Genomic DNA, 16,694 nt, shown 5'->3' on the forward strand with positions numbered 1-16,694 from the left:
CTTTTTATACAATGAACAGAACTGATAATAATTCTCACCAATGAGGAGGAGAACAGATTGACTCAGCTAAAATCTACTTGTGTTCCACTCCGTTCCTTGCTTTTTCATCTATCAACTATTGAAATGATCATTAAGCCAGTAGGATGGAAGTCCGAAATTGAAACTTCTCAATACCATACCCTGTTCATTTTTAATAAGGGAAAGGGCACTATACATATCGACACGGACGTCTTTCAATTATTGCCTGAAAAATGCTATTCACTTCCCCCGGGAAGTACGCTTCAGATTGAAAATGGATACGATAGTGAAATTCAATTCTATCAGATTACGTTTACCGTAATCCAAATAGGTGAATCCCAGCATACCTCATATTCTGGAAACATCTTGCCTGACAAGCAGGAAATAGCGGTATACCCGTTCTCACGGTTAAATCGTCTTACCGAAGCATTATATGCGGGAAACAACTATAATTCAGAGCTTGAATGGTTTAAACAGCATCTTCATTTTCAGGACTTACTAGGCTTTCTGTTTGAACATAATCTTCATTACAATCAGTCGTTTCATTCAACTCTCTCAGTAGAAAACACGATTCATTATATGAAAAAAAACTATATGTACAACATTACAGTTAAACAGCTTGCACACCTAGCTAATGTAGCTCCCTGGAAATACACAACGATCTTTCAAGAATTAACGGGGAAAAAACCGCTGGACTTTTTGACCGAGCTACGCATTAACCATTCGAAGGAATTATTAATCCATTCGAACAGTCCCCTGCGGGAAATTGCTTGCCAAGTCGGATTTTCAGATGAATATTATTTCAACCGCCGCTTTCGTCAAATGACAGGGATTGCTCCTAAGCAGTATGCACTTTTGATGCGTCGTGGAAAGGCAGTTAAGGACTGGACAGGTCATGAGGTTAAAATTCCCTCGCATCCCAAACGCATCATTTATCATGGAGAAACATATGGGGATTTGCTGGCTTTAGGTGTGAAGGCCGTCGGTGGCGGATATGCTTTGATGGATCACCCTATCTATAAAGATCGGGGAATTGAAGTACAAGATATCGGCTTACCTATTAATCCGGAAAAAACGATGGCTCTCAAACCAGATTTGATTATTTTCGCTAATGCTGACGAAAATGAATATAAAAAGATTTCAAGGATTGCCCCTACGGTTACATTTAATTCATTTGCACCTCTTGCTGAACGTATTCAAACACTTGGCAGAATACTAGATAAGAGAAAAGAGGCAAAAAAATGGTTAGACGGGTATGATACAAAAGCTACTAGCATGTGGCAGCAGCTACGTTCCAAAATAAAACCCGGAGAAACCGCCTCCGTCTTTATCTATGAACATGGCAAGCATTTGTATGTCATGGGTACTACAGGTCTATCATCGGCACTTTATCATCCGCTGGGTTTTCAACCTGTACCCAAAATACAAGAAATCCTGGATTCAGGTTCAGGTTTTATTGAAATCTCGGAGGAAGCTTTGCCACTATATGCTGGTGATCGGATTTTCATGCTTTTATCAGCTAATGTGGAATCTAAACAAGCGACCGATAAACTAATGGACACCCCCTCGTGGAAAAACCTTCCAGCCGTTCGCGATGGATACGTATATCTGATAGAAGCAGAGATATGGAATTATGCGGATGCAATGACCAGAGAGTGGTTACTTGAATCTCTCCCCCAGCTCATCGTCTAGTTAGCCTAGCGCCCTTTCAGCCGTATTACAAAAAAACGAATTGGTCCTGCTAGCTAAGCAAATATTTTTCTATCAAGACATGAAAAAGCAGACAGACACTCCCTATTTGGACTTGTGTCTATCTGCTTTCTTTTTGAAAGATGATCACGATGTTTACTGCATAATTACCATACGAGCATGGCTGAAAATCCTCTTATCATACGTTGCGGTAATCATCATCATCCAATCCCAGTTGCTTGTTCTTTTCTTTAAAGCGAATATTGTGCGAAGAAACGTATGCTACTTTTGGCGCCTCAGGGTCTAGATATAGCTTCGCACTGTTCAAAGCAAGTGCCCCGTCCGTAAACGCTCCAGCAATTAATCGAACCTTACTATCATAATCGACAAAATCACCCGCAGCAAAAATACCAGGTATATTCGTTTCCAGCTTTCCATTCACAACGGCTAGCTCATCTTTCATTTCTAGCCCCCATTCGACGAGTGGACCATAATCACATTTTAGTCCATGATTAACAATCACAGCATCCACCTCGATGAGCTCAGTTTCGTCTGTTTCCATATGGGTGATCGTTACCTGTTCTATACTCTGTCCATTACTATGGAGCTGTGTTACAGCATAAGGTGTCCGTATATCTACAGAAGATTCTCTCATCATTGAGACGTTTTTCTCATGTCCGCCAAATTGATCTCGTCTGTGGACAATCGTTACTTTTTCAGCAATTGGTTCTAATTCATTAGCCCAGTCAACCGCAGAGTTACCACCACCTGAAATAAGCACTCGTTTGCCTCGGAACACCTCCAGCTCTTGAACGGTATAATGTAGGTTTGTGACTTCGTAACGATCAGCACCCTCAATCCCTAGCTTTTGCATGGTCAATATTCCGTACCCAATTGCTAAAATAATGGTTCGCGTATGGTGCTTCTCACCAGTTGCCGCAGTAAGAATAAATGTTCCATCTTCTTGTCGAGAAAGTCCTGTGATTTGTTGGCCTAGTACGATTGTTGGATCGAATGTTCTAGCCTGCTGTTCCAATTGTCCGATTAATTTTTCACATAGAATCGGGGTCACACCACCAACATCCCAGATCATTTTCTCTGGATAAATGAGCATCCGTCCCCCAAGCTCCGGCTTTGCCTCGATCAATTTCGTTTTTAGATCACGCATACCACTGTAAAAAGCGGTATACATGCCAGCCGGGCCACCCCCTATAATCGTCACATCAAATAGCTCTAGCTGTTCAGTCATATTCCTATCTCCAACTTTCTAATCATTTTCGTAATACACACAAGTAGAGAAACAAGCATGTAGCATCAATTAATAGAATTAGGTACCAAATTGTGCTTCATGCAATCTACTGTATATGCCTCCTACAGATAGTAGCTGTTGATGACTTCCCTGTTCTATAATTCCTTGGTCTGCTACTACAACGATTCGATCCGCATTTTTAATGGTTGCTAAGCGATGGGCAATCACAAGCGTAGTTCTTCCTTCTGACAGCTCGGTCAACGCCTGCTGAATAGCGACCTCTGTCTCCGTATCCAGTGCTGAAGTGGCTTCGTCAAGAATAAGAATTGGTGGATTTTTTATAAAAATTCGGGCAATAGAGAGCCTTTGCTTCTGTCCCCCTGACAGCTTAACGCCCCTCTCACCAATAACCGTATCCAATCCATCTGGTTGAGCAAGAATAAATTCATCCAGTCTTGCTCTTTTGACTGCCTCCCATATCTCATTCTCTGTAGCATGTAGCTTCCCGTAAAGAATATTTTCGCGGATTGTCCCCGAAAACAGGAATACGTCCTGCTGTACAATCCCGATCTGTCTTCGCAAGGATTCCTGTTTCAACTCACGAATGTCCACATTATCAATCATAATTTTTCCAGCTTGTACTTCATAAAAACGCGGAAGCAGGCTGCACAAAGTCGTTTTACCCGCCCCAGATGGACCCACAAAGGCCACTGTTTCTCCCTTGTTAATCGTTAACTGAACGTTATTTAGTACCTTCGTTTCATTCTCATATCCAAATGAAACATTTTCAAAACGAATTGCCTTTGTAAATACCCCCATTTCAACTGCATGAGGTGCATCCGCAATGTCTGGTTCTGTATCTAGTAATTCCACATACCGTTTGAACCCGGCAAATCCTTGCGGGTAGCTCTCTATGATAGAGTTAATTTTCTCAATAGGTCGGAAAAAGACATTTGTTAATAGCAAGAAGCCGATAAACTCACCGTATGTAAGCTCATTATTAATGACGTACCACGTGCCGCACACCATCACAAAAACCGTTACAAAACGCATCATCATATAACTAATTGACCCATTTTTGGCAATAAGCTTATAGGAAACCAGCTTCGTTAAACGAAATCTACTATTATTTACTGCGAACTTCGTTTTCTCATGCTCCTCATTTGAAAAAGCCTTCACAACACGAATGCCACCAACATTATCCTCCACTCGCGCATTGAAATCTCCAATATCAGTAAATAATTGGTGAATGGCTTCGGTCATTTTTTTATTAAAGTAGACAACAAACCAAATAATCACAGGAATGACCACAAAGGTAAATACCGCAAGTTTCCAATGAATGAACAACATCAGTGTAAAGGAACCTGTCAAAGTCATCAGCGCTATGAATAAATCTTCTGGTCCATGATGAGCCATCTCACCAATTTGATTCATGTCGTTTGTTAATCTCGACATCAGATGACCTGTTTTGTTGTTATCAAAAAAGCGGAATGACAGCTTCTGTATATGATCGAATAGTTTCTTGCGCATATCAGTCTCAATGTTTATTCCCAGCATATGTCCCCAATAGTTGACAATATAAAGTAAAAATGTATTCAGGGCATAAATAAATAGTAAGCCAAGCGATGCCCATAAAATGATATCCCATTTCCCGCCTGGCAACAGATCGTCAACAAAATAATTAACAGCAAGTGGGAAACAAAGCTCCAATAGACCTGCAAAGACTGCGCAGCCAAAATCCAGCATAAACAATCTCTTGTAAGGAACATAATAGGCAAAGAAACGTTTTATCATGTTTTTCAATAAAGCCCCCTTTTTTGTATTTCCAACCAATGTATATAGACAGTCATGCTATGCTTTCGATCGTGCCAACAGATAGAGGAAATAGGGAGCACCAATAACAGCTACCACTATTCCAGTCGGAATTTCTGATGGCTGTAACATCCATCGACCAATCGTATCTGCCGTGATGACAAGCAATGCCCCAGCTAGAGCTGCCGTTGGGATCAATATTTGATGTCGTGGTCCAACCAATCGCCGTGCTAGATGCGGTCCAATTAGTCCTACAAAGCCAATTCCCCCACTAACTGCGACACAAGCGCCAGCAAGTCCAACTGCTGCTGCTATCAAAGCCAGTTGTTCTCTTGATACAGACACGCCAAGTCCGATGGCAGCCTGCTCTCCAAGATTTAGTACGTTCATGATTCGTGCCTTATAGTACACGTATGGTAGTAAGATCAAGATCCATGGAAGTAATGACAAAACAAAATTCCAATTGGTTCCCCATATACTCCCAGCTAACCATGTTGCTACAAATTGGTATTTCTCCGGGCTGATTTTAAGTGTCAAAACGATCATGGCAGCACTTATCCCTGCTGCAACAGCAATCCCGCTAAGTAAAAGTCTCGTTGGTGAAAGTCCCTCGTATCGTTTGTAGGCAAGTGAGTAGATAAGAGCTGCAGTCAAGCCTGCACCAATCAAAGCTAAAACAGGCAATAAAAAGATCGGTGCAGCTGCTGTTGTTGGATAAAAAGAAATGAATAGCATTACCATTAAACCAGCACCTGCATTTATACCGAGAATACCAGGATCAGCTAATGCGTTCCGGGAAATTCCCTGCATCACACAACCTGATACGGCTAAGCCAGCACCAATCAAGATTGAGATCACGATGCGTGGAAGGCGAAATTCAAACAAGATTAAATTCTGCTTGTCTGTACCTGCTCCAAACAGCGTTTGTAACAATTCCAGTGGAGACAATCGAATAAATCCCGTATTCATACTTAAAATAAAAGCAATGATAATCAGAATGCTAAATATAAATATCACCGTGAAGCCACGTTTTAATCTAAGCCGTTCTGTTTTCGTAGTCGTTACACTTTCCATAACCTACAGCTCCCTCCTTTCCTTACGTGCCAGATATAGAAAGAACGGAACACCTATGAGTGCTATTAATGCCCCAATCGGTGTCTCAAAGGGAGGGTTAATCATTCTGGCAGCTAAATCAGCGAAAACCACCAGTAAACTTCCAAGTATAGCTGAGCAGGGAATGATGTACCGATAATCGACCCCCACTACATAACGGGTTAAATGGGGGATAATAAGCCCCACAAAGCCTACTGCACCAACTACCGAAACCGCTGCACCGGCTAAAATTAAAACAAGAAGAGTCCCAACCAGCTTTACCAATAAGGTTTTCTGACCAAGTCCTCTTGCGATGTCCTCACCAAGACTAAGCATGGTAATCGAACGAGATAAAGCAATCGCTCCTATGATCGAAACAGCAATCCAAGGAAACATGATCTGAAGCTGAATCCACTTCGTCCCTGCCACGCCCCCAGCATACCAAAATGCTAAATCCTGACCGATGCGAAAATAAAGGGCTATTCCTTCGCTTAGTGCTGATAATAAAGCACTCAGTGCTGCACCGGCTAACACGAGACGAACTGGTGTTAATCCGCCTTTAGCCAGCGAGCCAATTCCGTATACCATTCCTGCTCCTACACCTGCACCAAGAAACGACCACAAGATCAAATACATAAATGGCAGTCCTGGAAAAAAGGCAAAACAAAGTGCCAGAGCAAAACCAGCTCCGGCATTTATTCCTAGCAAGCCGGAATCTGCTAACGGATTTCGGGTCATTCCTTGCATAATTGCTCCTGCAACAGCAAAACAAGCCCCAACCATAGCTCCTCCAAGAACACGTGGTAAGCGAAGCTCTTGTATAATTTGGTGTTGAGTACTATCTGGATTAAATGAGAAAATAGCTTCCCAGACAACAAGGAAATGAATATCGGCTGCCCCAAAGGAAACGGATAAAATAATAGCTAGTACTAGCAAGCTAAGACCACCGATTACTATCAATGTCACTGCCCACGGACGAGAACTCACATTGATGTTATGGATGTCTGTAACTGCTACTTTACTTACATTGGCCTTTTGACTCATTCGTGCCACCTTTTCATCAATGTAATATGTAAGTTGTTCTGGTGTTTAGACAACTTCATGATCAAATGGTCTCTTCCACGTGATCATGTGAAAAAAAATCCCTCCTGATCTCACCATTTAATGAAAGTGATTCTCATTTTCACTTTAATGATTATAGATCACTGCCATCATTCATGACAATGGACAAACTGAAGGATTTTTTTGTACAAAATGAATAATTGATATCATGTCTCGGCAAAAAAAAGACTCGATCGTTCAAAACGACCAAGCCTTTTACTATCTATATTCTGATTATCAATCACCTAACATCTATCAATTTCACTCACAAGTTTACTCTTCTGTAAACAATCTCGAGCGTGTTAAGAATCGAACACCCTCTGGTCCCTCCAGCGAAAACATTCCTCCGCGTCCTGGAACCACATCAATAATCAGTTGGGTATGCTTCCAATATTCATACTGAGCTTCACTCATATAAAAAGGAGTATTGCCGATCTCTCCAAGCAGTACATCATGATCGCCAATTAACAATTCTCCCGCAGGATAACACATCGGAGAACTACCATCACAACAGCCCCCAGATTGATGAAACAGGAGGGGACCATATTTGGCTGTAAGCTTTTCAATTAAAGCGAGCGCTGCATCTGTTGCCAACACCTTTGGCTGTACCCCCATGTTATCCCCTCATCCCATGTTGTTTGGCTACTGCCTGTTTAAAAGAATCCTAATGCTTGATCACTATAGCTTACCAGAAGATTTTTTGTTTGCTGATAATGTGACAGCATCATTTTATGGTTTTCTCGCCCAATTCCAGATACTTTATAACCACCAAAGGCGGCATGTGCTGGATAAGCATGATAGCAGTTAGTCCATACACGTCCTGCTTCAATAGAACGTCCAAAGCGGTAGGCTTGATTGATATCCCTTGTCCATACACCTGCCCCTAGTCCATATAGCGTGTCGTTTGCGATAGACAAGGCTTCTTCTGGATCAGAGAACGTCGTCACGCTCACTACTGGGCCAAATATTTCTTCTTGGAAGATTCTCATTCGATTGTGTCCTTTAAACACAGTCGGCTTGACGTAATATCCTCCTTCCAATTCACCTCCCAGCTGATTTCGTTCTCCACCAATCAAGCACTCTGCCCCTTCAGCTTTTCCAATTTCTAAATAGGACAGGATTTTTTCAATTTGTTCGGATGAAGCCTGAGCACCAATCATGGTTTCTGTGTCCAGAGGATTCCCTTGTTTGATGGAGGCAACCCGTGCCAGTGCCTTCTCCATAAATTGATCATAGATGGATTCCTGAATAAGCGCACGGGATGGGCATGTGCATACCTCTCCTTGGTTGAGTGCAAACAAGACAAATCCTTCAATCGCCTTGTTTAAAAAGGCATCATCTTTCGCACATACATTTTCAAAGAATATATTTGGCGATTTACCACCTAGCTCCAATGTCACAGGAATAATATTTTGCGATGCATATTGCATGATAAGTCTTCCTGTAGTCGTTTCACCTGTAAAAGCAATTTTAGCAATACGATTACTCGATGCAAGCGGTTTACCTGCTTCTAACCCAAAACCATTGACCACATTAACTACCCCTGGAGGTAATAAATCACCGATTAGTTCCATGAGCACTAGGATTGAAACCGGTGTTTGTTCTGCTGGCTTCAGCACCACGCAATTACCGGCTGCAAGCGCTGGTGCTAGCTTCCACGTAGCCATTAACAACGGGAAGTTCCACGGTATAATTTGCCCAACGACGCCAAGTGGCTCATGAAAATGATAGGCAACTGTATCCTGATCAATTTGACTAATTGAACTTTCCTGCGAGCGTAAACAACCTGCGAAATAACGGAAGTGATCAACCGCAAGTGGAATATCCGCTGCTAGGGTTTCTCTCACAGGTTTTCCATTTTCCCATGTCTCAGCCACCGCAAGCATCTCTAGGTTAGCTTCAATTCGATCGGCAATTCTATTTAGGATCGTTGCGCGTTCCGCTGGGGAAGTCCTGCCCCACGCATCTTTGGCTTCATGAGCTGCATCAAGTGCCAGTTCAACATCCTCGGCACTTGATCTGGCTATTTCACAAAATGTTTTTCCAGTAATCGGAGTAACATTATCAAAATATTCTCCATGAATAGGTGCTACCCATTTACCACCAATATAATTGTCGTATCTAGTTTTAAACGTTACCTTGGCTCCTGATTGATTCGGATTTGCATAAATCATGGGAAAACCTCCTTCACATCCTACAAATAGGGTTGATAGTTTTACCTTATGCTCATTCTCTATAAATAGTATCGTAATTTTCAGAACTTTGTAAACAAAAACAGAGAGTTTGAGACTTTATTCGACAAAAAAGGGCTATCCCATAAACATGTGATAACCCTTTCGTTTCGTCTTTCCACCTATGTTTGTAAGAGCTTGCTTGCCAACTCTTCCATTTCTACAATTGTAATCTGCTCACAAAACTGATCCTTTTTTGTACACACGGCTATTTTATACATCTCGTCCACATGAAAAGCCCGACAATGATAACCAGTAGGCATTTGATCAGCGTATACCGTAGCTCTATTTGGGGACTTATACTGAATCGTAAAAGAATCAAGCGGTAAAGAAAGTCCCTTCCCCACTGCTTTAATATAGCTCTCTTTATACGCCCAATATCTAAAAAAACATTCTAGTTGATCAGCTTCAGGTAACAAGAATAAGTCTTGGCGCTCTTGTCAGAAAAAAATCGGTCAGCAATTTGTAAGTTAATTGGTTTGATTTGTTGGACATCAATACCAATTGGGTAAGCACTTAAAGCAGTCACTACCCAGCTAGCAGAATGCGATACATTAAATTCGCACGCACCCTCCCCCGTAACAAATGGCTTGCCATATGCATTTGTCTCATATCGAATCTCTTTCGGCAAAAGACGCATCCGTTGAGCCAATTGCACGCGCACCAGTACCTCCCAAGCAAGGAACGCCATTTATCCTCCGTTTTAAGATAGCGATTCACTTTTTCTTGACGGTCAAACGGAAGCAGAGAAAGCAACTCCCGATACAACTCTTCTGTATACGTATCGGGTACTTTTATCGCAAACACTTTCATGGCAATGTAGCTATCTCCTCTCCAGCTTTCTTACTTACAATCCGATACACTTCTTGTAGGACTCCAATCATCGCAGCTTCTTTTCGGACAGCAAATGCAGGTGGTCCCCAGATTAAAAGCAGTTGCTCAGGTAGAATATTCTCTTGCGCAAAAGAAATAGTCATCGCTGAAAAATGAGGGGCTGTCTGAAAAAAGGAGCCGTGGTCAACCGCTCTACGCAAAAACACTGCCCCCACTTCCTCATCGATACCTGTATCCAATAGTTCAGGTAAAGGGGATTGCTCTAGTAGGCTCGATTTTTCTTGGTGTACCACGCCTTCTCCCGCAAAGGGTACGCTTTCTGGCAACCACTGCTCCCGAAACCACCTATAATATCAGACGCTGTAGCCCAAGAAATGCTAAAAAAGACAAATGGGTCATCTTCCGCTTCCGCTAGCAGTTGATAATACAACGCGTATACATGTTTGCAATAACCAACCATATCGGGGCAACTACAATGAGCATTCCATTCCTCTAGCGAATCTGGAAGAACTTCTAATCCTTGATCAACTAGAGTAGTAGCGAGTTCTTCGGAAAATGTCCCGCCTAATAACTGAGCTGTAAAAGAGGAGATTGTCTAATCATATATAAAGCTTTATCGCGGCTTACATGCATCGATTTTTGGGCTAAGTGAGACCGTGTAATGTGCCTGATTCGCCCCTGTTACCTTTGCTTTTATGCCAGCATCAAAGGCTTCCCATTCTAGTACTCCGCCTTCTTTTGCTTTTGTACGTCCACGCTGATTCCGCTGTGCCCCACCCGCCTTTCGAATCAATTCTTTTTAAGCGGGCGACCCACTCAATCTGTACGCTCGATTTTTGCGGTTTCACAACAAATCATCCTCCTCTTGGGCAGATCAAATCCTCACGTAGCTCAAATAAGGAGTGTAACTCATTTGCAGATAACTCGGTAATCCACTGTTCCCAGAATGAATGACCTGTTCTGCCAATTCCCGTTTCGTTCCATCAGCTGATCAATGCGCTCCTCTAGCGTTCCCTGACAAATTAACCTGTGCACATGCACATTTTTCTTTTGACCGATGCGATATGCCCGATCGGTCGCCTGATTTTCGACCGGCAGGGTTCCACCAACGATCAAATGAATAACGTGATTTGCTCTGGTTAAGTTCAGACCGACACCGCCAGCTTTTAGTGACAAAATAAGATACGCGGTCCCATACCAGACTGGAAGCGATCTATCATATCATCACGCTCTTGTTTACTGACCCCTCCATGCAAGAAGAGAACTTCCTCTTGTAAAACCTCACGAAAATGCTTGGCAAGCATGTTTCCCATGTCTACATATTGCGTAAATAGTAACACGCCTCTTGTTGCTCCATTATATCGTGAACAAGTTCAGTCACACGCCGTACTTTTACCAGAACGACGATCTAAATGATCGGCAGACTGGTGTAAATAAAGGGCTGGATGGTCACAAATTTGTTTAAGATGAGTTTAAGTAGCAGGACATACCACGACGTTGCATTCCTTCTACCGAATTGATTTTTTGCATCATATGATTAACGGCTGCTTGATATAAGGTAGCCTGTTCCTCTGACAGTGTGCAATATGTTTTACTTTCGATTTTTTCTGGTAAATCCACAATAATGCTAGGATCTGTTTTTAAACGCCGCAAGATAAACGGTTTTTACCAATTTCCGTAGAGATTCCATACGTTCCTGCTCACGATATCTTTCAATAGGTAACGTGAATTGAGTGCGAAATTGCGTTAAGTTCCTAAGTAACCCGGGTTTAAAAAATGGAAGATCGACCAAAGCTCACTTAGCCGATTTTCAATTGGTGTACCTGTCATCGCAATTCGATGTTGAGCATGTATTTTCATGGCGCTTCTCGCCTGTTTACTTTTACTGTTTTTGATATTCTGAGCCTCATCTAACACCAAATAGGACCATTTGATTTCCATTAAATCATCTAAATCACGATTGACTAAGAATAAGAAGTAATCACAACATCATGTTCAGCTACTTTTGCTTGCAGGTCTTTTTGATGCAAGCGTTCTGGTCCATGGTGCGTATACACCCGTAGTGTTGGGGCAAATCTTTCAATTTCTTTACTCCAATTATTCATCAATGAGGTCGGGCACACGATTATAGCCGGTGCTGATAGCTTCTCTGCCATTAAAACTGTAATCATCTGTATCGTTTTTCCCAGCCCCATATCATCTGCCAAACAGACGCCAAAGCCTAATTTTGACATGAGCTGTAGCCATGCATACCCACGTTTTTGATAGGGGCGCAACACTCCTTGCAGACCCTGTGGGGTGTCAATATGGTCTAAATTCTGTTCTAGTCGTCCATGTAATAAATCATCAAGCGCTATAGGAAGTTCGAAATCAACAACGGGAATATCTTGCCATTCATCACTTGCTTCCATCTCGGCCATCAAATAGAGCATATCGTGAAGCGTGATTTCATCTTGCTCTGCTCGTTTTAAATATTGCAACATCCGCTTAACTGATTCTTGATTTACTTCTGTCCATTCCCCTCTTAATTGGATAAAGGGAGTTTAGAATCTGCAATTTTTTCTAACTCGGCCAAGCTTATTTCTTGGTCCCCCAAAGCTGCTTTAGCATCAAAACGGATGATTTCATGTTAAACCTAAACGATGAATTACAGCTGATGAATCCGCTGCGTAAAGGGAGTGATCCTGCATGACTCTAAGCTTTAAGCCTAACCGTTTGCGTCCACGCTTTAACCACCAAGAAGGTAATTGAACACCAACTCCTTCTGCTTGCAGGCGTGGGGCTATCTCTTGTAGAAAATGAAAAGCCTCGTGTACAGGCAACTGTATTTGTTCCACCAATCCTTGGCGCAGCACTGCTGCTAACGCTGGCATGTGTAAAGACGCACATCCCAATTGTTCCAACAAAAATTCTTGGGCTCTACCTAACCACTTTCCAAAAAGGCTACAGCCTCACCAGATCCCAACCAAATATCCTTAACTGAAATAAGACGAGAAGGTTCTGTCACAGGTTGTAGATACACATGCAATGTAAAAATAGACTCTCCTACTTCTAATTCGAGCTGTTGAGGAGGTTCCAGACGTAAGTACAGACGCATTGCATACTGCCCCACACAATCCCGTTTATTCCGTCCTTCTCCTTTTGTCCACATATCTACTTGCTGCTTAAAGCTTTGCAGCTCTTTCGTTGTTCCCTCAATGGGTTCCATAGCCCGAGTGAGTAATCCTCGTAGCCACTGTAAAGAGAAATCTCCCTTACCTTTGCTGAGCTGTTGACGTAACTCTTCGCTTTCCAAATCCAGCCAGTCAAGTACGGTAGTTTGTATTGCATTTTGTAAAAAATCCGATTGTATGTGGTGCGGATCTGTCATGATGTCGCTTCCACCTGTCTTTTGTGGGTCATACGCTCGACAGATGGCAGGCATAGTAAGCGCCAAAGTATGCGAAAATGTGCGCACTTCTTCCTTGGTCAGGTCTATATCCCAACTGGCGTCTGCCACTGCATAGCCGTACCGTTTTCCTTTACGTACCTGTACACCTGGTCGAATATTTGCATGCCATAGCATATGTAGGACAAATTGAGCTACTTTTTGGTAGTAGCGCAGGCTATCACCTTGAATAAAACCGCTATGCTGTAACATTGCTTCATCCGTCTGCCACAGGAATGGTAAAGCTTCCTTCATGGTAATACTTAGTCCATTAATCTGTTGTACCATCAATTTTGGTTTATTGGACGGGTAATACTCACCTTGATCAAACCAATATGGAACTTGAAAAGTACGGATGCCCACTTTTCCAGACTTCATCAATTTCATCTGTTGTTCGGTCGACAATTGTTCCATCCAATTACTGACGGGTACAATCTCGCCGCCGCGCAAACAGAAAAGAAAAAAGCATCTGGTAACCAGATACCGTGCAACGTCGTCATTGATGCCCTCCAGCTTTTAGTAAAAGGGTTAGCCTTAACCGGTTAACCCTCTTTTCTTTTTCATTACTCGCTGTACAATTTTTCGCGAAGTTGTTTGATCTCTTCGCTTTCCAGATATTCATCGTATGTCATCATTTTATCAATGATACCATTTGGTGTAATCTCAATTATCCGGTTGGCAATGGTTTGAACAAACTGATGGTCATGTGAAACAAATACCATTGTACCATCATATTCAATTAAACCATTATTTAATGCTGTAATAGATTCCAGATCCAAGTGGTTAGTAGGCTCATCTAACATGATAACATTTGCGCCCACCATCATCATTTTGGACAACATGCAACGTACTTTCTCACCACCAGACAAAACATTGGCTTTTTTCAATGCTTCCTCGCCAGAGAACAGCATTCTGCCTAAGAAGCCGCGCAAGAATGTTTCGTCTTGATTTTTTGAGTATTGACGCAACCAGTCAACCAACGATAAATCGCATCCATCAAAGTACTCAGAGTTATCTTTAGGGAAGTATGCTTGAGAAGTTGTAACACCCAAGAAAATGTGCCGCTATCCGCTTCCATTTCGCCCATTAAAATTTGGAACAGGGCTGATTTTACGTGGCCATTTGGCCCAACAAGCGCAATCTTATCACCCTTATTAATAATGAGGTGAAGATTGTCGAAAAGTTTTTCACCTTCAAGGGTCTTGGATAAGCCTTCAATTTCCAAAATGTTTTTACCCGCTTCTCGCTCAGGCTTGAAGTTAATAAATGGATAACGACGGCTGGAGGCTTAATATCATCCAACGAAATTTTATCCAACATCTTCTTACGAGAAGTTGCTTGTTTTGATTTAGAAGCATTGGCGCTAAAACGTGCAATAAAGCTTTCCAATTCTTTAATTTTCTCTTCTTTTTTCTTGTTTTGCTCTCTCATTAACTTAAGAGCCAGCTGACTTGATTCATACCAGAAATCGTAGTTCCCCACATACATTTGAATCTTACCAAAGTCGATGTCAGCAATGTGCGTACATACTTGGTTCAGGAAGTGACGGTCATGGGATACGACAATAACAGTATTTCATAGTTAGCTAAGAAGTTTTCTAGCCAACGAATAGATTCGATGTCCAAGTGGTTGGTAGGCTCATCGAGTAGCAGGATGTCTGGGTTTCCAAATAAAGCTTGTGCCAGCAATACACGTACTTTTAAGCTTCCGTCTAGCTCTAGCATTTTTTATCATGGAATTCAGCAGAAATTCCCAGACCAATCAATAAAGCGGCAGCATCAGATTCTGCTTGCCAACCATTCAAGTCTTCGAATTCTCCTTCCAATTCAGACGCACGAATGCCGTCTGCTTCAGAGAAATCTTCTTTCATGTACAGAGCATTTTTCTCTTCCATGATGTCAAATAATCTTCTATGACCCATCATTACCGTTTTCAAGACTTCGCATTCATCGAACTCATAATGATCTTGTTTTAGTACGGCAAGACGTTCCCCAGGAGTTAAAATAACTTCTCCACTGTTTGGTTCAATTTCGCCAGATAAAATCTTCAGGAATGTAGACTTACCAGCTCCATTTGCCCCAATTAATCCATAGCAGTTACCAGGTGTGAACTTGATATTTACGTCTTCAAACAAAGCGCGTTTCCCATATCGCAGGGTAACACCATTTGTACTTATCATTCAATCTCATCCTTTAATATACATTTTCTTCTTCAAACGTATATTTTACTACATTTACATCTAAAAATTAACCCCTTCTATTTATTAACACCTAACACAGCAAATTTTAGCATGTGAATCCTTCCTTTTTTTAATTAAAAATTCATGTAAGCGACCAATAGTACTCAAGTAGAACACAGTTTTTTTTACTTTCTCATAATAAAAAACCATCCACAGACATACTCCTTTTTAGAAGGAAATACCGCAGATGATTTTTTGATTTTTTACCAGGTTATAAACGGTTTTGAGCCAGGAGGTGCATGGTCAATCAATTGATAGATCGGATATGCATAGGCCACGATAATCAGGAATACGGCAACACCGAGCCATAAAGACCAGCGCTCTAAAATTTTTGGAGTACGCTCAACTGCTTCTTGGGATTCAGCAATAGGATAATCTTCCTCGCCTTTTGGTGCCTTAAAGATGAGATAGAATAAAATCCCTACCATAAGTATCCCTGCAAAGAATAGAATCGCACCACCAAAACCCATTAGCTGTTGTGGAGGTATCCAGCTTAGAGCCTCCGCATTGTTAAAGTAAGTGGTGTAATCGGTACGACGTGGCACACCTTGCAAACCAAGATAATGCATTGCTCCTGACATCAGTAACATACCAACCGACCACATGACAGCTTGCAAAATTCCCACTCGATGTAGGGCAGGGGTCATTTTCCGGCCTGTTAAATTTGGCAATAACCAATACGTATAATTCCAAAGAATGTAAGCGCTATACTAGTTCCGACCGTTAAATGGAAGTGCCCCGTAACCCAGATTGTATTATGCACAACTGCGTTCATCTGGTTACTCGCATTAATAATTCCACCTGCACCTGCTGGAATAAAAGCTAGCATACCCAGCATTGGAGCAAAGAAGCGAGCATCCTTCCAAGGCAATTTCCAAAACCAGCCAAACAAACCTTTTGCACCCTTTTTACGTCCAGATGTTTCAAATACGGCAAATAGCGAAAATGCCGTCATAAGCGATGGGAATACTACGGTTAAAGTCAAGATAACATGTAGCATTT

At 41.9% G+C, this 16,694-nt stretch carries 18 protein-coding genes and 3 pseudogenes; 1 reads left to right on the plus strand and 20 read right to left on the minus strand.

The genetic code is table 11. The features are described from left to right. Positions 1 to 57 precede the first annotated feature (57 nt). Positions 58 to 1,710 (plus strand): ABC transporter substrate-binding protein, encoded by a 1,653-nt coding sequence (locus tag BrL25_RS24530; protein WP_018670562.1) that lies wholly within the window; start codon positions 58 to 60, stop codon positions 1,708 to 1,710. Between the two features lie 196 nt (positions 1,711 to 1,906). Here BrL25_RS24530 and BrL25_RS24535 read toward each other — a convergent pair whose 3' ends face one another. The 20 genes and pseudogenes from BrL25_RS24535 to BrL25_RS26645 form a co-directional block, all read right to left on the minus strand. Then, entirely contained in the window at positions 1,907 to 2,956 is a 1,050-nt protein-coding gene (locus BrL25_RS24535; RefSeq protein ID WP_018670561.1) for an NAD(P)/FAD-dependent oxidoreductase, read from the minus strand. A 78-nt stretch (positions 2,957 to 3,034) separates the two neighbouring features. Further along, positions 3,035 to 4,750 (minus strand): ABC transporter ATP-binding protein, encoded by a 1,716-nt coding sequence (locus tag BrL25_RS24540; RefSeq protein WP_026315059.1) that lies wholly within the window; start codon positions 4,748 to 4,750, stop codon positions 3,035 to 3,037. A 57-nt stretch (positions 4,751 to 4,807) separates the two neighbouring features. Continuing rightward, the gene (locus BrL25_RS24545; protein ID WP_018670559.1) at positions 4,808 to 5,842 is read right to left on the minus strand and encodes a FecCD family ABC transporter permease; all 1,035 of its coding nucleotides are present in this window, start codon (positions 5,840 to 5,842) and stop codon (positions 4,808 to 4,810) included. A gap of 3 nt (positions 5,843 to 5,845) precedes the next feature. After that, positions 5,846 to 6,904, minus strand: a complete 1,059-nt coding sequence (locus BrL25_RS24550; protein WP_018670558.1) for a FecCD family ABC transporter permease — start codon at positions 6,902 to 6,904, stop codon at positions 5,846 to 5,848. A 330-nt stretch (positions 6,905 to 7,234) separates the two neighbouring features. Beyond that, the gene (locus BrL25_RS24555) at positions 7,235 to 7,576 is read right to left on the minus strand and encodes a DUF779 domain-containing protein (protein WP_018670557.1); all 342 of its coding nucleotides are present in this window, start codon (positions 7,574 to 7,576) and stop codon (positions 7,235 to 7,237) included. Between the two features lie 38 nt (positions 7,577 to 7,614). After that, a complete protein-coding gene (gene adh / locus BrL25_RS24560; RefSeq protein ID WP_018670556.1) occupies positions 7,615 to 9,135 on the minus strand; it encodes an aldehyde dehydrogenase in 1,521 nt (506 codons plus the stop codon). Positions 9,136 to 9,314: 179 nt separating this feature from the next. Next, on the minus strand, positions 9,315 to 9,611 hold the full coding sequence (locus BrL25_RS26090) for a 4'-phosphopantetheinyl transferase family protein (protein WP_236848075.1): 297 nt from the start codon (positions 9,609 to 9,611) through the stop codon (positions 9,315 to 9,317). Further along, positions 9,587 to 9,856, minus strand: coding sequence for a 4'-phosphopantetheinyl transferase family protein (locus tag BrL25_RS26095; RefSeq protein ID WP_236848076.1), 270 nt, complete (start codon positions 9,854 to 9,856; stop codon positions 9,587 to 9,589). The genes BrL25_RS26090 and BrL25_RS26095 overlap by 25 nt, the downstream gene beginning before the upstream one ends. A 145-nt stretch (positions 9,857 to 10,001) precedes the next feature. Then, complete coding sequence (locus BrL25_RS26100) at positions 10,002 to 10,352, minus strand: hypothetical protein (RefSeq protein ID WP_236848120.1); 351 nt, start codon at positions 10,350 to 10,352, stop codon at positions 10,002 to 10,004. After that, complete coding sequence (locus tag BrL25_RS26105) at positions 10,289 to 10,486, minus strand: hypothetical protein (protein WP_236848077.1); 198 nt, start codon at positions 10,484 to 10,486, stop codon at positions 10,289 to 10,291. The genes BrL25_RS26100 and BrL25_RS26105 overlap by 64 nt, the downstream gene beginning before the upstream one ends. A 153-nt stretch (positions 10,487 to 10,639) precedes the next feature. Then, entirely contained in the window at positions 10,640 to 10,819 is a 180-nt protein-coding gene (locus tag BrL25_RS26110) for a hypothetical protein (RefSeq protein WP_236848078.1), read from the minus strand. A gap of 116 nt (positions 10,820 to 10,935) precedes the next feature. Beyond that, on the minus strand, positions 10,936 to 11,202 hold the full coding sequence (locus BrL25_RS26115) for a C-terminal helicase domain-containing protein (RefSeq protein ID WP_236848079.1): 267 nt from the start codon (positions 11,200 to 11,202) through the stop codon (positions 10,936 to 10,938). Beyond that, positions 11,193 to 11,366, minus strand: a complete 174-nt coding sequence (locus BrL25_RS26120) for a helicase-related protein (RefSeq protein WP_236848080.1) — start codon at positions 11,364 to 11,366, stop codon at positions 11,193 to 11,195. Before BrL25_RS26120 ends, BrL25_RS26115 begins: the two co-directional genes overlap by 10 nt. Before the next feature lie 121 nt (positions 11,367 to 11,487). Beyond that, positions 11,488 to 11,967: pseudogene (locus tag BrL25_RS26425) on the minus strand (DEAD/DEAH box helicase). A 23-nt stretch (positions 11,968 to 11,990) separates the two neighbouring features. Beyond that, complete coding sequence (locus tag BrL25_RS26175) at positions 11,991 to 12,509, minus strand: SNF2-related protein (RefSeq protein WP_250645114.1); 519 nt, start codon at positions 12,507 to 12,509, stop codon at positions 11,991 to 11,993. Then, positions 12,507 to 12,899, minus strand: a pseudogene (locus tag BrL25_RS26430) (SNF2 helicase-associated domain-containing protein); the annotation flags it as partial. The pseudogene BrL25_RS26430 and the gene BrL25_RS26175, both read right to left, overlap by 3 nt. A 50-nt stretch (positions 12,900 to 12,949) precedes the next feature. Beyond that, positions 12,950 to 13,858, minus strand: a complete 909-nt coding sequence (locus BrL25_RS26135) for a hypothetical protein (protein WP_236848082.1) — start codon at positions 13,856 to 13,858, stop codon at positions 12,950 to 12,952. 158 nt (positions 13,859 to 14,016) lie between these two features. Then, a pseudogene (locus BrL25_RS24580) lies at positions 14,017 to 15,632 on the minus strand (ABC-F family ATP-binding cassette domain-containing protein). Positions 15,633 to 15,895: 263 nt separating this feature from the next. Further along, positions 15,896 to 16,339 (minus strand): hypothetical protein, encoded by a 444-nt coding sequence (locus tag BrL25_RS26640; RefSeq protein WP_418230073.1) that lies wholly within the window; start codon positions 16,337 to 16,339, stop codon positions 15,896 to 15,898. Between the two features lie 11 nt (positions 16,340 to 16,350). Beyond that, positions 16,351 to 16,692 carry a cbb3-type cytochrome c oxidase subunit I gene (locus BrL25_RS26645; RefSeq protein WP_418230135.1) on the minus strand — a complete coding sequence of 114 codons (342 nt, stop codon included), beginning with the start codon at positions 16,690 to 16,692 and terminating at the stop codon, positions 16,351 to 16,353. Between the last annotated feature and the right edge of the window lie 2 nt (positions 16,693 to 16,694).

The organism is Brevibacillus laterosporus DSM 25, from assembly GCF_002706795.1.
GTDB classification, from domain to species: domain Bacteria; phylum Bacillota; class Bacilli; order Brevibacillales; family Brevibacillaceae; genus Brevibacillus_B; species Brevibacillus_B laterosporus.

Coding starts and splice junctions, on each gene's coding strand:
- BrL25_RS24535 (WP_018670561.1), bottom strand. CDS start 2,956: ATGACTGAACAGCTAGAGCTATTTGATGTGACGATTATAGGGGGTGGC.
- BrL25_RS24540 (WP_026315059.1), bottom strand. CDS start 4,750: ATGATAAAACGTTTCTTTGCCTATTATGTTCCTTACAAGAGATTGTTT.
- BrL25_RS24545 (WP_018670559.1), bottom strand. CDS start 5,842: ATGGAAAGTGTAACGACTACGAAAACAGAACGGCTTAGATTAAAACGT.
- BrL25_RS24550 (WP_018670558.1), bottom strand. CDS start 6,904: ATGAGTCAAAAGGCCAATGTAAGTAAAGTAGCAGTTACAGACATCCAT.
- BrL25_RS24555 (WP_018670557.1), bottom strand. CDS start 7,576: ATGGGGGTACAGCCAAAGGTGTTGGCAACAGATGCAGCGCTCGCTTTA.
- adh (WP_018670556.1), bottom strand. CDS start 9,135: ATGATTTATGCAAATCCGAATCAATCAGGAGCCAAGGTAACGTTTAAA.
- BrL25_RS26105 (WP_236848077.1), bottom strand. CDS start 10,486: ATGGTTGGTTATTGCAAACATGTATACGCGTTGTATTATCAACTGCTA.
- BrL25_RS26175 (WP_250645114.1), bottom strand. CDS start 12,509: ATGTTGCAATATTTAAAACGAGCAGAGCAAGATGAAATCACGCTTCAC.
- BrL25_RS26640 (WP_418230073.1), bottom strand. CDS start 16,339: ATGACCCCTGCCCTACATCGAGTGGGAATTTTGCAAGCTGTCATGTGG.
- BrL25_RS26645 (WP_418230135.1), bottom strand. CDS start 16,692: ATGCTACATGTTATCTTGACTTTAACCGTAGTATTCCCATCGCTTATG.